The 16,188-nt window shown below is 70.8% G+C and carries 18 protein-coding genes; 7 read left to right on the top strand and 11 right to left on the bottom strand.

The features are described 5' to 3' along the window. Positions 1 to 164 precede the first annotated feature (164 nt). A complete protein-coding gene (locus ACFWY6_RS19300; RefSeq protein ID WP_384691655.1) occupies positions 165 to 569 on the top strand; it encodes an STAS domain-containing protein in 405 nt (134 codons plus the stop codon). Here the strand turns inward: ACFWY6_RS19300 and ACFWY6_RS19295 are convergent. Continuing rightward, on the bottom strand, positions 453 to 1,463 hold the full coding sequence (locus ACFWY6_RS19295; protein WP_384691652.1) for a sigma-70 family RNA polymerase sigma factor: 1,011 nt from the start codon (positions 1,461 to 1,463) through the stop codon (positions 453 to 455). The genes ACFWY6_RS19300 and ACFWY6_RS19295 overlap by 117 nt on opposite strands. Before the next feature lie 120 nt (positions 1,464 to 1,583). Then, the gene (locus ACFWY6_RS19290) at positions 1,584 to 2,891 is read right to left on the bottom strand and encodes an MFS transporter (protein WP_384691650.1); all 1,308 of its coding nucleotides are present in this window, start codon (positions 2,889 to 2,891) and stop codon (positions 1,584 to 1,586) included. A 62-nt stretch (positions 2,892 to 2,953) separates the two neighbouring features. On the opposite strand from ACFWY6_RS19290, the gene ACFWY6_RS19285 reads away from it, so the two are divergent. After that, complete coding sequence (locus tag ACFWY6_RS19285) at positions 2,954 to 3,967, top strand: LysR family transcriptional regulator (RefSeq protein ID WP_384691648.1); 1,014 nt, start codon at positions 2,954 to 2,956, stop codon at positions 3,965 to 3,967. A gap of 233 nt (positions 3,968 to 4,200) precedes the next feature. Here the strand turns inward: ACFWY6_RS19285 and ACFWY6_RS19280 are convergent, their stop codons facing one another. Continuing rightward, positions 4,201 to 4,965: an alpha/beta hydrolase gene (locus ACFWY6_RS19280; protein ID WP_384691645.1), complete on the bottom strand. Its 765-nt coding sequence runs from the start codon at positions 4,963 to 4,965 to the stop codon at positions 4,201 to 4,203. Positions 4,966 to 5,079: 114 nt separating this feature from the next. Between ACFWY6_RS19280 and ACFWY6_RS19275 the strand changes: the two genes are divergently transcribed. Together ACFWY6_RS19275 and ACFWY6_RS19270 are read left to right on the top strand one after the other, a co-directional pair. Beyond that, a complete protein-coding gene (locus ACFWY6_RS19275) occupies positions 5,080 to 6,252 on the top strand; it encodes an adenosine deaminase (protein WP_384691643.1) in 1,173 nt (390 codons plus the stop codon). Positions 6,253 to 6,385: 133 nt separating this feature from the next. After that, a complete protein-coding gene (locus ACFWY6_RS19270) occupies positions 6,386 to 6,790 on the top strand; it encodes an ATP-binding protein (protein ID WP_384691640.1) in 405 nt (134 codons plus the stop codon). An 80-nt stretch (positions 6,791 to 6,870) separates the two neighbouring features. On the opposite strand, the gene ACFWY6_RS19265 is transcribed toward ACFWY6_RS19270, so the two are convergent. The 5 genes from ACFWY6_RS19265 to afsQ1 form a co-directional block, all read right to left on the bottom strand. After that, on the bottom strand, positions 6,871 to 7,074 hold the full coding sequence (locus tag ACFWY6_RS19265) for a PspC domain-containing protein (RefSeq protein ID WP_365490237.1): 204 nt from the start codon (positions 7,072 to 7,074) through the stop codon (positions 6,871 to 6,873). Positions 7,075 to 7,171: 97 nt separating this feature from the next. Beyond that, positions 7,172 to 7,720: a VanZ family protein gene (locus ACFWY6_RS19260; protein WP_384691637.1), complete on the bottom strand. Its 549-nt coding sequence runs from the start codon at positions 7,718 to 7,720 to the stop codon at positions 7,172 to 7,174. Between the two features lie 143 nt (positions 7,721 to 7,863). Continuing rightward, positions 7,864 to 8,463 (bottom strand): hypothetical protein, encoded by a 600-nt coding sequence (locus ACFWY6_RS19255; RefSeq protein WP_384691635.1) that lies wholly within the window; start codon positions 8,461 to 8,463, stop codon positions 7,864 to 7,866. Continuing rightward, on the bottom strand, positions 8,460 to 10,067 hold the full coding sequence (locus tag ACFWY6_RS19250; RefSeq protein WP_384691632.1) for an ATP-binding protein: 1,608 nt from the start codon (positions 10,065 to 10,067) through the stop codon (positions 8,460 to 8,462). Before ACFWY6_RS19250 ends, ACFWY6_RS19255 begins: the two co-directional genes overlap by 4 nt. Continuing rightward, the gene (gene afsQ1 / locus ACFWY6_RS19245; protein WP_030562528.1) at positions 10,064 to 10,741 is read right to left on the bottom strand and encodes a two-component system response regulator AfsQ1; all 678 of its coding nucleotides are present in this window, start codon (positions 10,739 to 10,741) and stop codon (positions 10,064 to 10,066) included. The genes ACFWY6_RS19250 and afsQ1 overlap by 4 nt, the downstream gene beginning before the upstream one ends. Before the next feature lie 182 nt (positions 10,742 to 10,923). Here afsQ1 and ACFWY6_RS19240 point away from each other — a divergent pair, with 182 nt between their 5' ends. Then, positions 10,924 to 11,691 (top strand): SigE family RNA polymerase sigma factor, encoded by a 768-nt coding sequence (locus ACFWY6_RS19240; protein WP_266870285.1) that lies wholly within the window; start codon positions 10,924 to 10,926, stop codon positions 11,689 to 11,691. A gap of 196 nt (positions 11,692 to 11,887) precedes the next feature. Here the strand turns inward: ACFWY6_RS19240 and ACFWY6_RS19235 are convergent, their stop codons facing one another. After that, positions 11,888 to 12,520, bottom strand: a complete 633-nt coding sequence (locus ACFWY6_RS19235) for a uridine kinase (protein ID WP_384691629.1) — start codon at positions 12,518 to 12,520, stop codon at positions 11,888 to 11,890. A gap of 126 nt (positions 12,521 to 12,646) precedes the next feature. Here ACFWY6_RS19235 and ACFWY6_RS19230 point away from each other — a divergent pair, with 126 nt between their 5' ends. Beyond that, positions 12,647 to 13,033 (top strand): hypothetical protein, encoded by a 387-nt coding sequence (locus ACFWY6_RS19230; RefSeq protein ID WP_384691627.1) that lies wholly within the window; start codon positions 12,647 to 12,649, stop codon positions 13,031 to 13,033. A 65-nt stretch (positions 13,034 to 13,098) separates the two neighbouring features. Here the strand turns inward: ACFWY6_RS19230 and ACFWY6_RS19225 are convergent, their stop codons facing one another. Together ACFWY6_RS19225 and ACFWY6_RS19220 are read right to left on the bottom strand one after the other, a co-directional pair. Next, positions 13,099 to 14,610, bottom strand: a complete 1,512-nt coding sequence (locus ACFWY6_RS19225; protein WP_384691624.1) for an MDR family MFS transporter — start codon at positions 14,608 to 14,610, stop codon at positions 13,099 to 13,101. Positions 14,611 to 14,637: 27 nt separating this feature from the next. Next, positions 14,638 to 15,237, bottom strand: coding sequence for an NADPH-dependent FMN reductase (locus ACFWY6_RS19220; protein ID WP_384691621.1), 600 nt, complete (start codon positions 15,235 to 15,237; stop codon positions 14,638 to 14,640). A gap of 127 nt (positions 15,238 to 15,364) precedes the next feature. Here ACFWY6_RS19220 and ACFWY6_RS19215 point away from each other — a divergent pair, with 127 nt between their 5' ends. Then, positions 15,365 to 16,099, top strand: a complete 735-nt coding sequence (locus ACFWY6_RS19215; protein ID WP_384691618.1) for a TetR/AcrR family transcriptional regulator — start codon at positions 15,365 to 15,367, stop codon at positions 16,097 to 16,099. Positions 16,100 to 16,188 lie beyond the last annotated feature (89 nt).

The raw sequence follows: 16,188 nt of genomic DNA, 5'->3' as shown, positions 1-16,188 counted from the left end.
CCCCTGTCGCCGGTACTCCCCCCCCCCCCCGCGGGGGGGTTTGCCCCCCCGAACTCGGCGGAGCCGGTGATTTACGGCCACCTCGCGGCCGGCGAAGCCGGAACTTTCGGGAAGGGGCGGGGTTGGGGAAAGAACCGCCGGAGGCACGGCCCGCACCCTTACCGATGAGTTCCGTGCCCCCGCACGGTCCCCCCAACGTGGAAGCCATCAAGCCGCCGGACCTCATCCTCACCGGCACCCTCGACCGAGAGGCGACGCACCGCCTCTGCGAGGAGGCCGGAGAACTGCTGCGCTCGGCAGACGCGGACGCCCCCGGCGTCCTCGTCTGCGACGTCGCAGACCTCGGCCCACCCGTCCTCGCCGCGATAGACGCCCTCGCCCGCCTCCAGCTCACCGCCCGCCGCGCAGGCGGCCGGATCCGGCTGCGGAACCCGGCCCCGGACCTGCGCGAGCTACTGCACCTCGTCGGGCTCCCCATGGAGATCGAGATGGGCCGGCGCACCGAACAGCGGGAACCACCGCGCCGTGTCCAGGAAGCAGTGGAAGCCCGCGATCCGCCCCTCGCCTGAGATCTCGATGACCTGGATCGCCCACGGCATGAACCCGCCCTTGTCGGGATCGGGTTTGTACTGGGCGAAGCCCGGCGTGCCGTTGACGTCGACCGGGAGCAGCCGGCCGTTCGCACACGTCGCGCCCATCGTGGACATGAAGCCCGTGATGTCCGACGTGCCCCGCAGCCACAGGTCGAACGGGGGCATCGTCATGACGGCGTCTTCGTGCAGCAACGCCGTCAGCGCCGCCATGTCGTAGCCCTCGAAGGCCGCCACGTACCGCTCAAGCAGCTTCTGCTGCTCGTCGTCCAGGGGGTCGGAGACGGCCGTGTCGTCGGCGGGCCCCTCGGCCAGCGTCGCCCGCGCCCGCTGCAGCGCGCTGTTGACGGAGGCCACCGAGGTGTCGAGGAGCTCGGCCGCCTCGCTGGCCTTCCACGCGAGGACCTCGCGCAGGATCAGCACCGCCCGCTGCTTGGGCGGCAGTTGCTGCAGGGCGGCGACGAAGGCGAGGCGCACCGACTCCTTGGCCACGGCGGCCTCGGCGGGATCGCTGACGGACGGCAGCACCCGCGCGTCCGGCATCGGCTCCAGCCACACATTGTCGGGGCGGGGCGTCAGCGCGGCCTGGGCCAGCGGGGCCGCCGCGGTGAGGTCCATGGGACGCGCGCGGCGGTTGCCCGCGTTCAGCATGTCCAGGCAGACGTTCGTCGCGATGCGGTACAGCCACGAGCGGATGCTGGAGCGGCCCTCGAACTTCTCGAAGCTCCGCCAGGCGCGCACCATCGTGTCCTGCACGGCGTCCTCGGCTTCGAAGGACGAGCCCAGCATGCGATAGCAGTACCCGGTCAGCTCGACCCGGTGCTTCTCCAGCGTGACGTCCAGTTCGGACGTCGTCCCTGCGCTTCCACTCATAACCGACCCACCCCTGCGGCTGCCACGAAAGTCCCAGCACTCCGTAAGCTACCGAAGCCCACTGACAATGGCCCCCGGAGTGGGAAAACCCGCAGGTGGGAAGGGTCATTCGCGGGGCGGTCAGTGCGCCGCCACAAGCCCCCGCCGCTCCTGGGCCCGGCGTTCCTGCGCCCGCGCCGCGTGCGATCCCCAGAGGGTGATCGAGACGACGCCGGCCACCGCGAGGAGCCCCAGCGCCACCGTCCCGGCCCAGCCGCCCGAGTGGAAGGCGATCGCGCCGAGCGTGCCGCCCGCGCTGGAGCCCAGGTAGTACGCCGACTGGTAGAGCGCCGAAGCCTGCGCCCGGCCCGTCGTGGCCGTACGGCTCACGGACGAGGAGGCGACCGCGTGCCCCGCGAAGAAGCCCGCGGTGATCAGGACCAGACCGAGCAGGACCATGACGATCGAGTCGGAGAGGGAGAGCAGCAGGCCGCCCGCGGTCGTGCTCACCGCCAGGTACAGCGCCCCGCGCCGGCCGAGCCGCGCCACCAGCTTCCCGGCGGCGGCCGAGGAGACCGTACCGACGAGATAGACGAGGAAGATCGAGCCGATGATGCCCTGGGGCAGCGAGAACGGCGCCTCGGTGAGGCGGTAGCCGATCACCGTGTAGACCGCGCCGAACACGGTCATGAACAGCGCGCCGATCGCGTACAGCCTGCAGAGCAGCGGGTTCGAGAGGTGCGAACGGATCGTCCTGCCAAGGGCCTTGGGGTTGAGCGAGCCCGGCGTGAAGTGGCGCGGCGCGGGCAGCAGCGCGCGGAAGGCGAGCGCGCACAGCACGGCGATGAGGCCGACGACGGCGAGCGCCCAGCGCCAGCCCCAGGCCTGCGCGACCCAGCCGGTGATGATGCGCCCGCTCATGCCGCCGATGGAGTTGCCCGCGACGAACATGCCGATCGCGGCGACCAGCGCCTTGGGCCGCACCTCCTCCGCGAGGAAGGCCATCGCGGACGCCGGGAGCCCGGCGAGCGCCGCGCCCTGGACGGCGCGCAGCGCGATGAGTACGCCGATGGAGGGCGCGAAGGGAATGAGCAGCCCCACGGTCACCGCGACCGTCAGGGAGACCGTCATCAGGGTCCGCCGCCCGAAGCGCTCGCTGAGTGCGCTCAGGGGCAGTACGAAGAGGGCCAGTGCGCCCGTGGCCGCCGAGACCGTCCAGCTCGCCGTGCTCGCGCTGACGCCGAAGTCGGCGGAGACGAGGGGGAGCAGCGCCTGCGTGGAGTAGAGGAGGGCGAAGGTCGCGACACCCGCGAGGAAGAGGGCGAAGCTCATCCGGCGGTAGCCGGGGCCGCCGGGCGTGAGGCGCGTGTCGGTGGAGTCGGTGGCAGGGGACGACGGGGTGAGGGCGACCGCATGGGTGGCGGACGCCCCGCTACTGGCAGGAGGCATGCATCGAACGTAGGCACTTGCGAATCATCCGTCCAATGCATGAACTGGCCATAATCGTTCCCATGGTGCATGAGAGCAGTTCAGCGGGGCGTCTGTCGCAGAGCAGTTACGCAAAGGACATCGGAAAGAGCGGTGGAAGGGAGGCGGCGGTGCCACCCGCCGAGCTCACGCCGGGCTCCTGGTCGGCACTGCTCTCGCCGCGGCTCGCGTACTTCGCGGGGGTCGCCCGCACCGAACACGTCACGCGGGCCGCGCAGGAGATGCAGGTGCCGCAGTCCACCCTGTCCCGTGCGCTGGTACGTCTCGAACAGGACCTGGGGGTCGACCTGTTCGCCCGGCACGGCCGTACGGTGTCGCTCACCCCGGCGGGGCGGACCTTCCTCGCCTCGGTCGAGCGGGCGCTGGGGGAGGTGGAGCGGGCCGCGGAGTCCGTCCGGGCGGACGCGGACCCGGCGTCGGGCAAGGTGGCCTTCGGGTTCCTCCACACGATGGGGTCGGAGACCGTGCCCGGTCTGATCCGCGCCTTCCGCGCGGACCATCCGCGGATCCGGTTCAGCCTCGTCCAGAACTACGGGGAGGCGATGATCGAGCGCCTGCGGGCGGGCGATCTCGACCTCTGCCTCACCTCACCCGTGCCGGACGCCCCGGATCTCGTCGCCCGCCGCCTTGACGAGCAGCGGCTGCGCCTCGTGGTGCCCGACGATCACCGCCTCGCCGCCCGCAAGCGGGTCCGCCTCTCGGAAGCGGCGGACGAGGCGTTCGTGACGCTGGAGCCCGGCTACGGCCTGCGCCGCATCACGGACGACCTCTGCCAGGAGGCGGGCTTCAAGCCGCGGGTGGCGTTCGAGGGCGAGGAGGCGGAGACCCTGCGGGGCCTGGTGGCGGCGGGCCTCGGCGTGGCCCTCCTCCCCCCACCGGCCGTCCCCCGCCCGGGAGTCGTGGAGCTGACGGTGACGGGCCAGCGGGCGGTACGAGAGATCGGCGTCGCCTGGCTGGACGGCCACCCGGACACGCCCCCGGTGGCGGCGTTCAAGAAATTCCTCCTGAGCCGGAGGGGGAGGCTGCTGCCGGAGTAGTTCTTCTTTCCCCGATCCCGCCCCTTCCCGAATCCTTTCCGGCTGCGCCGGCCGCGAGGCGGACGGGCTGAGGGGCGGGCGGGCAGCTGCGGAGATTCGGGTGGGTGGGCGGGAAAGAATCCGCCGCGAAGCGGCGGCGCGGCCGACAACGGCGAGTCGGCAGGTTGGAAGCGCTGCCGGGCAATCGGGTGGGTGGGCGGGAAAGATCGCCGCGAAGCGGCGGTCCTGAGCGATCAATGCCGCATCGACGCCCCGAAGCCGGAGGCCAGCGGCATCCGGAGCCCCAGCGGCGGCGGAGCCGCCAAGGCGTCCTCCAGGGGGCGGGCGTACGCGTGGCCGAAGAGGGAGCCGAGGACGAAGTCCGAGGTCAGGGCGAGGACTTCGGACTGGTGCTGGTGCAACCGGTGCCCGTCCGAGTGGACTTCGAACCGGCACACATCCCGGTTCGCCTTCTTCGCCCGCTGCGCAAACCGGAACGAAAGCTCAGGATCGGTCCGCTCATCGTTCGTGCCGTGCACGACAAGCACCCGCCGCCCCACGAGCTGCTTCACCGGTTCGGGGGACGCCGCGACATCGTCCTCGGGGAGCCAAGGGGCCAGCGCGAGGACGGAGTTCACCGCGTCGTGCCCGCCGGCCCGCAGCGCCGCCCGCCCGCCCATGTCCACGCCGACCAGGCAGACGGACACGTCGCCGTAGCGCCGGATGATCTCGTCCGCGGCCCAGTCCGCGTCGGCGGCGAGCTCCGCCTGCGCACCGTTCCACCCGCGGTAGCGGTACCGCACGACGTGCACCGCGAGCCCCTCGTCCCGCCCGTCACGGGCCAGTCTGCGGCCGAGCGCGCGCACCACGCTCGCGGCGATCGGGGGTGGTTTGCGGGCCGAGGTCTCGTGGCCGCCGGGAAGCAGCAGCACCGCGCCGCTGACCGCCGAAGGCCGCGTACCGATCACGCGCCCGAGCCTGGCCGCGCGCACGGAATCGGGCGTCGCTTGCTGTGCCATGACAGAACAGTGTCAGAAGCGATGGTGTACGCCACCCGTCCGCGGGGTCACTGTTACGTATCGACCCGTGAGATCCACCCGGCGATCTACGCGCGTAGGCGCTAGAGTGCCGAGATGACGAGCCAGACCACCAAAGCAGCCGGTCACACGGACCGCGAAACACCCAGCGCCGAACAGATCCGCCGCGCCCCCAAGGTGCTCCTCCACGACCACCTGGACGGCGGCCTGCGCCCCGGCACGATCGTCGACCTCGCCCGCGAGGCGGGGTACGAGTCACTGCCCGAGACCGACCCCGACAAGCTGGGGATCTGGTTCCGGGAGGCCGCCGACTCCGGTTCGCTGCCGCGCTATCTGGAGACCTTCGCCCACACCTGCGCGGTGATGCAGACGAAGGACGCCCTCAAGCGCGTGGCCGCCGAGTGCGCCGAGGACCTCGCCGAGGACGGCGTCGTCTACGCCGAGATCCGGTACGCCCCCGAGCAGCACCTGGAGCAGGGCCTCACCCTCGAAGAGGTCGTCGAGGCCGTCAACGAAGGCTTCCGGGAAGGCGAGCGGCGCGCGAAGGCCAACGGCCACCGCATCCGCGTCGGCGCGCTGCTCACCGCGATGCGGCACGCCGCCCGCGCCCTGGAGATCGCCGAACTCGCCAACCGGTACCGGGACCTGGGCGTCGTCGGCTTCGACATCGCGGGCGCCGAGGCGGGCTTCCCGCCCACCCGGCACCTCGACGCGTTCGAGTACCTGAAGCGCGAGAACAACCACTTCACGATCCACGCCGGCGAGGCCTTCGGCCTGCCCTCCATCTGGCAGGCCCTGCAGTGGTGCGGCGCCGACCGGCTCGGCCACGGCGTACGCATCATCGACGACATCCAGGTCGCCGACGACGGCACCGTGAAGCTCGGCCGCCTCGCCAGCTACGTACGCGACAAGCGCATCCCCCTGGAGATGTGCCCCAGCTCCAACCTCCAGACGGGCGCCGCGACCTCCTACGCCGAGCACCCGATCGGGCTGCTCCGCAAGCTGCACTTCCGGGCGACGGTGAACACGGACAACCGCCTCATGTCCGGCACCAGCATGAGCCGTGAGTTCGACCACCTGGTCGACGCTTTCGGTTACACGCTCGACGACATGCAGTGGTTCACAGTCAATGCGATGAAATCAGCGTTCATTCCTTTCGATGAACGACTGGCAATGATCAATGACGTGATCAAGCCCGGTTATGCCGAGCTGAAGTCCGAATGGCTGTTCCGTCAGACCGCTTCGACCAGCACTTCTGTCGGGTCCTAGCAGCAATTCGAGCATTGCGGGCGCGGTCGGGAACATTAATTCCCGGCCGCGTTTTGCTGTTTGCAGACGGCTCGCTCACATGTTTACGGTCATGGGCCGCTCAAAAGTCCCCGTCATCAAGGACGCATTGAAAATGAAGCAGTCTGCTGCCAAGACCCTCGGTGTCGCCGCTCTCGGTGCCGCCTTCGCCGCCGCCGGCGCGGGTGCCGCCGACGCCGCCCCGGCGGTGCCGAACCCCACGGCCGCCCTCGGCTCCGCCACCTCGACGCTCCCCGTCGGAGAGGCCGCCAAGACGCTGCCCGCCGGTGGCCCCGAGGCCCTGGCCGCCGGCCAGAACGCGCTCGGCACCACCATGCAGGCCGCCGCGCCGACCGTCGGCCAGCTCGCCAACGGACACACGCTCGCCAACGGCGAGGTCCAGCCCCGGACTGCGGCCCTGCCGGCCGCCGCCAACCCGGTCTCGGGCCTGCTCGGCGGCCTGCCGGCCGCGGGCCCGCAGGGCTCGGGTCTGCCGGTGAAGGGTCTGCCGCTCGGCTGATCCTCGCGCGCATCCGCGTACGCCGATGGGGCGCACCCTTTCGCAGGGGTGCGCCCCATCGGCGTACGTATGGAGACCTCTCACCAGGCTGCCTGCTGGGTCTTGCCCTCCGAGGGGAGCAGCACCCACAGCGCTATGTAGAGGAGGAACTGCGGTCCGGGCAGCAGGCAGGAGAGCACGAAGATCACGCGCATCGTCGTCGCCGACGTGCCGAACCGCTTGGCGAGGGCGGCACACACTCCGCCGATCATCCGGCCGTTCGTGGGGCGGGCAAGGGCGGTCATGGTGGCTCCTTCGTGAACCGTAGTGATCAGGTATGAGGTCCGGGGGCGTTTCCCCGATGACTCAAAGCTACGTTCACGAAGCGGGCAAAGCGTCGCTCTAGGGTGCGATACCGACCCTGGGAATCGTCGGGGTCGCACCCTGAGAAGCGTCCTCCCGCAGGAGGGCCGCGCGGTCCACCCCATCAGTACGGCGGCGGAGCCTGGCCCTGACGGCGGGCACCACGGCGAGATGCGCGAGGGCCACTCCCACGGTGTTCAGGAACAGCGAGTCGATGTCGACGACCTGCCCCGGCACCCCGGTCTGCAGCAGCTCGATGCCCAGCGAGAGCAGCGCCCCCGCCGCGATCGTGCGGACCAGCGAACCCAGCGGCGACACATGGACCCGCCCGCCGGCCAGCGGAAGCAGCACGCCGAGCGGCGCGAGCAGTAGCAGGCTGCCGCCTATCTGCCGGGCGGCCTGCGCGGGACCGAGCGCCAGATCCGCCTTGATGCCGGCGAACGGCTGCAGATTCGCCGCGCTGACCCAGGGCACGTCCAGTGGACGCAGCGTGAACCATCCGACGAGCAGAAGGTGCGCGACGAGGAGGAATCCTCCCGCCGCGCGGAAGCGGATGGCGGCCCCGTGGCCGCCCGAGCCTTGACGCACGTCCCCCTAGACGCGCCGAGCGGCAGGATCGGTTCCGCGTATCTCATCCCGGTACGGGGCGCTGTCTTGATCGCGCGCGGTCACTGTCTCAATCGCGGGCGACGTGACGCTCCGAGGTCACTGCGGCCGCTCAAGGAGTGCGGTCACTTCACCGTTTCCGCAGGCGGTGCCTCCGTACCCGGGCGCTGCCTGACGGCCTGCGTGCATTCGTAGCGGCGCAGCGGGGCGTCACCGGGGCCGCCCAGGATCACCGAGCGCTCGCCGGCCGCCGCCGCGCTGTCCGCGTAGGTGCAGACGATCTGCGCGAGGGCGAAGGCCGACAGATCCTCCGGCGGCGTGCTGAACCGCAGCGCGTCGTCCGGATCGTCGTCGCCGGGACCGCTGACGACCGTGCCGCCGCGTACGTCCGTGGCGAAGCCCGCCTGCTTCTCGGGGTCCGACGGCGGATGCTCCAGCTCGTCGAGGAGCGCCTGCGCGATGCGTACGCGGTCGGTCGTCGCCTTGTCGGCGGGGATCCGCACCGTGCGGTCGACGGTCACCAGCTGTGCCGCGCACACCAGGAAGACCTGCACCGGGATGCCGCTCGACTGCGACGCGATGCTCGACCCGGACATCACACACGGCACCCGCGAGGGCCCCGGGCCGAAGTCGGTCGGCACCTCCGTCGACCGGATGCCGCACGCGGTCAGCGTCGCGGTCAGCGCGGCGGCAAGGAGCGCGGCACGCAGCCGTCGCCGGTTCATCGCTTCTCTCCCTTGCCCGCGCCGTCCGCGCCCTTGCGGGGCTCGTCGGTGCCGTCCGCGTCGTCCGCGTCGTCCGGTTCTTCCTCCACCAGCGGCCTGGGATCGCGCGGCAGCCACAGCGTGAACACGGCGCCGCCCTTGGGGGAGTTGGCGGCGGTGATCTCACCGCCGTGGATGTGGGCGTTCTCCAGGGCGATGGAGAGCCCGAGCCCGCTGCCCTCCGAACGCGGCCTGGACGCACTCGCCTTGTAGAAGCGGTCGAAGACATGCGGCAGTACGTCCTCGGGGATGCCGGGGCCCCCGTCGCGCACCGCGATGACCAGCTTCTCGCCCGCGAGCCGCACCGAGACCTTCACCGGGGAGCCGCCGTGCTTGAGTGCGTTGCCGATGAGGTTCGCCAGGATCACATCGAGGCGGCGCGGGTCGAGCCGCACCATGATGCCGCGCTCCGCGTCGAGCTCGACCGCGTCGAGCCAGGCGCGGGCGTCGATGCACGCCGTGATCTGGTCGGCGATGTCGACGTCGTCCAGGACGAGCCGGGCCGTGCCCGCGTCGAAGCGGGTGACCTCCATCAGGTTCTCCACCAGGTCGTTGAGCCGGCGGGTCTCGCTGACCACGAGGCGCACCGCGGGCTCGATCATCGGGTCGACCGACCCGGTCTCGGCGTCCAGCTCCTCTTCGAGGACCTCCGTCACCGCGGTGATCGCGGTCAGCGGCGTACGCAGTTCGTGCGACATGTCGGCGACGAAGCGGCGCGACGCCTCGTCACGGGCGCTCATGTCGTCGACCTTCTTCTCCAGGCTCTCCGCGGTCCGGTTGAACGTCCGTGACAGATCGGCCAGTTCATCCGTGCCCGACACCCTCAGCCGGGTGTCCAGCTTGCCCTCGCCGAGCCGCCGCGCGGCCACGCCGAGCCGGTGCACCGGCTTGAGCACGGTGGTCGCCGCCGCCTGCGCGAGCAGCGCGGAACCGATCAGCGCGAGCCCCGTGGCGATGGCGAGCGACCAGCCGAGCGAGCTCAGGTCCTTCGCCTCCGGCTCAAGGGACTTGAGCATGTAACCGGTGGGCCCGCCGCCGATGACCTTCGCGCCGCCCACCAGATACGGGGTGCCGTCGTCGACGGTCCGCTGCCAGTACAGGTGGTACGGGCTCTTGTTGCTGGAGGTGAGCGGCTGTTCCTTGTTCACCGTCACCCGCAGCGACTTGGGCACGTCGGCGAGCGTGAAGGCGTCCAGGTCGGAGTAGCCGACGACGGTGTCACCGTCGCCGTTCTCACCGATCAGCAGCACGCTGTAGCGCTGGCTGCTGTTCGCCATCGTCCCGGCGGCCTGCTGCAGTTCGTCCTGCGTCGGATGGGGCGGCAGCGCCCCCGCGCGGGTCTGCATCTCCTGCTGGAAGTCCTTCAGCGCCGCGTCCTGTGCACGGGTGAGCACCGCCTCGCGGTTGAGCCAGTACGCGATTCCGGACGCCGAGACGGCGGCGGTCAGCGCCACCAGACCGAACACCACGACGAGCCGGAGCCGCAGGCTCGTGAAACGCAGCCCTGCCAGTATCGCCTTGCGCGCCGCGGCCCAACCGCGGAGCCTGTCCTGCGGTTTGGTCACTGAGGAGTGTCCAGCCGGTAGCCGACCCCACGCACCGTACGGATCAGTGTCGGCGAGGACGGGACGTCCTCCACCTTCGCGCGCAGCCGCTGCACACACGCGTCGACGAGCCGGGAGTCACCGAGATAGTCGTGCTCCCACACCAGACGCAGCAACTGCTGCCGCGACAGGGCCTGTCCGGGCCTGCGGCTCAGCTCAAGGAGCAGCCGCAGCTCGGTCGGCGTGAGCTGCAGATCCTCGCCGTTCTTCGTCACGGTCATCGCGGCGCGGTCGATGACGAGCGAACCGAACGTCGCCGCGTCATTGGCCTCGCGCTCACCGCGCCGGAGCACCGCACGGATCCGGGCGTCGAGCACCCGTCCCTGCACGGGTTTCACGACATAGTCGTCGGCGCCGGACTCGAGCCCGACCACCACGTCGATGTCGTCACTGCGCGCGGTCAGCAGGATGATCGGCAACTGGTCGGTGCGCCGGATGCGACGGCACACCTCGAACCCGTCGATGCCCGGCAGCATCACATCCAGCACGATCAGGTCCGGCCGCTGCTCACTGAGCAGTTTCAGGCCGTCCTCGCCGGTGGCAGCAGTAGCCACCCGATGCCCTTGGCGGGTGAGCGAAAGCTCAAGGGCTGTACGGATGGCGTCGTCGTCCTCGATCAGCAACAGGGAAGGCACGGACGTCATTCTGTCCCATGGTGCGGCCACAGTTCGACTGTTGGGAGCCCTCCCACACTTCTCCCCTACAGACATGAGGGCTGTTGCAGGCCTGTGACAGTCGGCGGACACCGTCATGAAGTGCCTCGGGCAGAGTTTTGGTCACACGGAAGAAGCCAGACTCCACCGACGGGGGGCGCGAGATGAACACGCTGCACAGCACCAGCTCAAGCGCAGTTGTCACGCGTCTCCACGACGTGGCTCGGACTGCCGAGAGGCACGAGAAGTCCGGTGCCGTGAGCGGGCGGGGGTGCGCTCGCGGCACCGGGCGTCAGCACACCGCGTTCATGACGGTGGTTGACGTACTCCCGGGCGTCATCGGGGGAACTGACGGGGGAGCTCACGGGGGAGCCGCGTACAGGGAGGACACGGGGGAGCGCACTTCAGCGTCGGAGGCGGAGTTCACCGCCTACGTCCAGGAGCGTCGTGCCTCCCTGTACGCAACCGCCTACCACCTGACCGGTGACCGTTTCGAGGCCGAGGATCTGCTGCAGAGCGCCCTCTTCTCGACGTACCGGGCCTGGGACAGGATCAGCGACAAGGCCGCGGTCGGCGGGTACCTCCGCCGCACCATGACCAATCTGCACATCAGCGCGTGGCGCCGCCGCAAGCTGAACGAATACCCGACCGAGGAACTGCCGGAGACGGCGGGCGACACGGACGCGATGCGGGGCACGGAACTCCGCGCGGTTCTCTGGCAGGCCCTGGCCCGCCTTCCCGAACTGCAGCGGACGATGCTGGTCCTGCGCTACTACGAGGGCCGCACGGACCCCGAGATCGCGGACATCCTCGACATCAGCGTGGGCACGGTGAAGTCCAGCATCTGGCGCTCCCTGCGCCGGCTGCGCGAGGACGAGGTCCTCAGCTTCGGCCGTGACCAGGAGGAGTCCTTCGGCGAGTTGGTCGCCTGAGGATCACGGGGGCCGCCGCTCCTAGGGGGGAAGCGGCGGGAAGTATCGGGGGGACCACGGGGGAGACGGGGTCACGGGGGACCACGGGGGAAAGAGGCAGCGGGACCGGAAGGCCGGGGGGTCTTTCCGGTCCTTCTGCTTTGTTGCGGGGTGATCGCGTGGGTGGGCGGGAAAGATTCCGCCGTGAAGCGGCGGTCTAGAACGCCCGAGCCTTCACACACCGCCCGGCCGCGGCAGCGGCGACCCGCCCCAGCGCCTCGTCACGCCCGCAGGGATGCGCCCCAAGCGCACTCTGCCGAGCCACGATCGCCCGCTCGGCCCGCATCAGCCGCCACCCCCTCCGGAGGAGGAACGGCACGGACTTGCGGCCCTCGCGCAGGTCCCGCAGCAGCCGTCGCCGGAACGTGGTGGACGGCCGCCCCCGCAGACAGATCGCGTCGGCGAGCACGCCGATCTCCCTGCACTGCTCCACGATGTCCGCCGCGAAGATCCCCTCCGCGATGAACACCGGCGTGCGCTCGATGTCCATCGTGGACTCGCCCGTCCGGGAGCTGGTGGAGATGTCGTACACGGGGACGCTCGTACGTCCCGTGCGGCAAAGGCGCTCGATGGCGGCGACGGCGGTCTCGCGGTCCCAGGACGCGGGGGAGTCCCAGTCGATGTCGGCGCTGCCCGGCACCTGCGGCAGCGTCGGGTCGTCGGCCTCTTTGTAGAAGTCGTCGAGGCACAGCACCGGAAGGCCCGAGCGGGCGGCGAACGACGACTTGCCCGAGCCGGAGGGGCCGGCGAGCAGCACGACGCGGGTGGGTATCGGGGGATGGGAACTCACGAGAGACCAGTGTGCGGCATGGAGCCCCTCAGGCGACCCCACGGGTCGGGCTTTGGTGCCCGCACCACACCTCAACTACGCTACGTGGGCAACTGGTTACCCAAAGTCGATATGGGCGGTAGATCGATGGCACGAAACTCAGCAGGCCCCAAGTCTTTCTCGCGCGCTCTGCTGCACGCGGGTGTGACCGTCACCGTCGCGGGGGCGGCGCTGGGGGTCGGCGGCGCGGCGACGGCGAGCGCGGCGCCTGCTGCCCCGCAGGCCACCGATGATGTGACGGCGGCCGGCGCGGGCCTGCACCAGGCGGTGCGGGGCGGCCTCGGGCCCGCCAAGAACCTGAAGCTGAATCCGCTGGCCGGTACGGGGGTCGATCCGCTCGATAACGCGGTGGGTACCCGCATCGCGGACTTCAAGCCGATCACTACCGCGGCGGCGACGGGGCCGCTGGCCGGCGGGGCCTCGCTCGATGAGTTGCCTCTGGTGGGTCCGGCGACTGGGCTGCTGCCCGGCTGATTCCTATTTCTCTGCGGGTGCGTTGTGGCTGGTCGCGCAGTTCCCCGCGCCCCTTCGGGGCACGGTCATTCGCGCCGCAGCGGCACCTCCCTGACCAGCCATGCCACCGCGAACGCCGCAGCCCCAAGCAGAGCCACCCCGAGCGCCACCCCATGCAGCCCGCCGGTCACGGCAACACGCACCGCATCGCGTACCCCCTCCGGCATCCCCCAGGATGCCTCCGGCGTCCAGGAAGTGCCGCCCTCCGGCATGCCGGCCGAGGTGAGCCTGCTGGAGTAGACCGCGCCGAGCACCGCGACGCCGAGCGAGCCGCCGATCGTGCGAAGGAGCGTCGCGGTGCCGGTGGCGGCGCCCATGTCGCGCGGCTCGGCGCTGTTGATGGTGATCAGCAGGGTGCTCTGCATGAGGAAGCCCATGCCGGTGCCGAGTACGAGGGTCAGCGCGGAGGTCACGGCCGTCGGGGTGTCCGCGCCGACCGCGAGGAACGCGAGGCCGCCGACGGTCGTCAGCGTGCCGCCGATGATGGTGTAGGCGCGGTAGCCGCCGCCCTTGGACGTGATCCGGCCCAGCAGGAGCTGCGCGCCGAACATGCCCGCCATCAGCGGAAGCAGCAGCATGCCGCTGGCCGTCGACGATGCGCCGCGGACGAACTGCATGTACTGCGGGAGATAGCTGGACGCCCCGAGCATGGCGCCGCCCACCAGGAAGCAGAGGATCTGGGCGAGCGTGAAGTTGCGGTCGGCGAAGAGCCGGGGCGGGATGATCGGCTCGGCGGCTCGCCGCTCGACCCGGGCGAACCAGACCAGGGCGCCCGCGCCGAGCACGCCGAGCCCGAGGATCTGCGGTGACGCCCAGCCGTAGGTGGTGCCGCCCCAACTGCCCAGGAGGGTGAGGGCGAGGATGCCCGCGGAGAGCAGCGCCGCTCCCTTGTAGTCGATCCGGGCCTTGACGCGCTCGGTGCGCAGGCGCAGGCGCAGGGCGATGATGAGCAGGGCGATCGCGCCGATGGGCACGTTGACGTAGAAGACCCAGCGCCAGTCGAGCCGGTCGGTGAGGAAGCCGCCGAGCAGCGGTCCGCCGACCAGCGCCACGGGCATCATCGCGCCGATCATCGACTGCGAGCGGCCGGCCTGCGACGGGGGCAGCATGACGCCGATGATCGAGATGGCGCCGACCATGAGGCCGCCCGCGCCGAGGCCCTGTACGGCACGGAAGGCGATGAGCTGCCCCATGTCCTGGGCGAGTCCGGAGAGCACGGAGCCGGCGAGGAACACCGCGATCGACCAGACGAAGCTGCCCTTGCGCCCGTACAGGTCGCCGAGCTTGCCCCAGATGGGGGTGGAGACGGACGCGGTGAGCAGATAGGCCGTCACCACCCAGGAGAGGTGGTCGAGGCCGCCCAGGTCGCCGACGATCGTGGGCAGGGCGGTGCCCACGATCGTGCCGTCGAGCAGGCCGAGCATCAGGCCGAGCAGCAGCCCGAAGAGGACGAGCTTGGACGGGCCGCCCTCGTCGGCCGGTTGCGTCGCGCCGTCCGGCGTCGGCGGGATGCCCGTCTCTTCCGTACGTTGACTCATGGTTCCCCCCAGGGGTGTGACGAGACGTCAGACGGCGTACGCGCGGATGGACTTGGCGTCCCGCAGCGCGTGTGCCCACCAGGCGAGCTGGTCGAGCAGGGCCTCGGCGGCGGCGTCCACGGCCGGGTCGTCGACGGTGCCGTCCTCGCCGAACGCTCCGTACGCGTTGTGGAAGCTGACCGTGTTGCGGATGGTCGTGGCGTTCAACTCGGCCATGACGACGCGGAGTTGCTCGACCGCGCGCAGGCCGCCGGAGAGGCCGCCGTAGGAGACGAAGGCGACCGGCTTGCCGTGCCACTGCGTGTTGTGCCAGTCGATGGCGTTCTTCAGGGAGGCCGGGAAGCTGTGGTTGTACTCCGGTGTGACGAAGACGAACGCGTCGGCGGCGTCGAGGCGCGGTGACACCTGGGCGAGCGCCTCCGCGACGCCGGGTGCGAGCGGCTGCCCGAAGGCGGGCAGGGCGGTGGGCAGCGGGGTCTCGGCGAGGTCGACGACATCGGCCTTCATGTCGTCGCGCCGGTCGAGATGCCCCGTCAGCCACCGGGTGACGACGGGTGCGAAACGGCCCTCGCGGGTGCTGCCGACGACGACGGCGACCTGGAGCGGCCGATCGATGCTGCTGGTCATGTGGATCCCCCTGAGAGTGCTGAATGTGTACGGCGTATCTGGATGCGTACAACGTACACGTCAGTGTGTACAGCGTCTACTGAGGGATACGTTGTACGCTGAGCGCCCGACGGAGAGGAGCCCGGTTGTGGCTGGTCAGAAGAGGGACGGCAAGGCGGAGCCGGACAAGTCGCTCTGGGAGCGTCTCGAACAGCCGGCCGCGCCCCGCGCCTCACTGACCCTGGAGCGGATCGGTGCCGTCGCGGTCGAGGTCGCCGACGCGGAGGGCTTCGCCGCCGTCACCATGCGCCGGCTCGCCACGGAGCTGGGGGTCGCGCCGATGGCCGCGTACCGCCATGTCTCCGGCAAGGACGATCTGTGGGCGCTGATGGCCGAGCGGGTGGCGGCCGAGGTCGTGATCCCCGAGGAACTGACCGGCTGGCGCGAGGTGCTGCGGGACTTCGCCCTGCTGACCCGGGAGTCGATGCGGCGCCACCCTTGGGTGGGCCAGCTGCCCACGGCGACCTTCGTCCTCACCCCGGGCCGGTTGGCCATCGCCGAGCGGCAGTTGGCCGCGCTCGACGGCCTTGGCCTCGACGAGGACACGATGATGGTGGCGTTCCGCACCGTCAGCGCCTACGCGCACGGCGCGGCCTCGTCCGAAGTGGCCCTGCAGGAGTGGACTCAGGCCGAGGGCTGGTCCTCCGGCGCCGAGGTCCGTAGGGGTCTGGCACCGCAGATGACGTACCTCATGGAGACCGGCCGCTATCCCACGTACAAGCGCTACGGCCTGCGGGCGACGCGCAAGGACGATCCGACCTGGGCGTTCGAGACGGGCCTCGAGTGTGTCCTCGACGGGATCGCGGCGCGGTTCGGCATCTGAGGCCGATGAGCTGTTGAAAGGGCGAATCCCCCGGCCCCCTGGGCGGAGGATGGGCGGGGGGGGGCCGCGGGGAGTTTGGGCCGGGTGGA

This window comes from Streptomyces sp. NPDC059037 (genome assembly GCF_042740015.1).
GTDB lineage: Bacteria > Actinomycetota > Actinomycetes > Streptomycetales > Streptomycetaceae > Streptomyces.
This window is presented reverse-complemented; position numbering and strand designations above follow the sequence as displayed.

Bases quoted from the DNA above. Each gene is read 5' to 3' on its own strand.
- ACFWY6_RS19300 (WP_384691655.1), top strand. From the start codon at position 165: ATGAGTTCCGTGCCCCCGCACGGTCCCCCCAACGTGGAAGCCATCAAG.
- ACFWY6_RS19295 (WP_384691652.1), bottom strand. From the start codon at position 1,463: ATGAGTGGAAGCGCAGGGACGACGTCCGAACTGGACGTCACGCTGGAG.
- ACFWY6_RS19290 (WP_384691650.1), bottom strand. From the start codon at position 2,891: ATGCCTCCTGCCAGTAGCGGGGCGTCCGCCACCCATGCGGTCGCCCTC.
- ACFWY6_RS19285 (WP_384691648.1), top strand. From the start codon at position 2,954: ATGGTGCATGAGAGCAGTTCAGCGGGGCGTCTGTCGCAGAGCAGTTAC.
- ACFWY6_RS19280 (WP_384691645.1), bottom strand. From the start codon at position 4,965: ATGGCACAGCAAGCGACGCCCGATTCCGTGCGCGCGGCCAGGCTCGGG.
- ACFWY6_RS19275 (WP_384691643.1), top strand. From the start codon at position 5,080: ATGACGAGCCAGACCACCAAAGCAGCCGGTCACACGGACCGCGAAACA.
- ACFWY6_RS19270 (WP_384691640.1), top strand. From the start codon at position 6,386: ATGAAGCAGTCTGCTGCCAAGACCCTCGGTGTCGCCGCTCTCGGTGCC.
- ACFWY6_RS19265 (WP_365490237.1), bottom strand. From the start codon at position 7,074: ATGACCGCCCTTGCCCGCCCCACGAACGGCCGGATGATCGGCGGAGTG.
- ACFWY6_RS19255 (WP_384691635.1), bottom strand. From the start codon at position 8,463: ATGAACCGGCGACGGCTGCGTGCCGCGCTCCTTGCCGCCGCGCTGACC.
- ACFWY6_RS19240 (WP_266870285.1), top strand. From the start codon at position 10,924: ATGAACACGCTGCACAGCACCAGCTCAAGCGCAGTTGTCACGCGTCTC.
- ACFWY6_RS19230 (WP_384691627.1), top strand. From the start codon at position 12,647: ATGGCACGAAACTCAGCAGGCCCCAAGTCTTTCTCGCGCGCTCTGCTG.
- ACFWY6_RS19225 (WP_384691624.1), bottom strand. From the start codon at position 14,610: ATGAGTCAACGTACGGAAGAGACGGGCATCCCGCCGACGCCGGACGGC.
- ACFWY6_RS19220 (WP_384691621.1), bottom strand. From the start codon at position 15,237: ATGACCAGCAGCATCGATCGGCCGCTCCAGGTCGCCGTCGTCGTCGGC.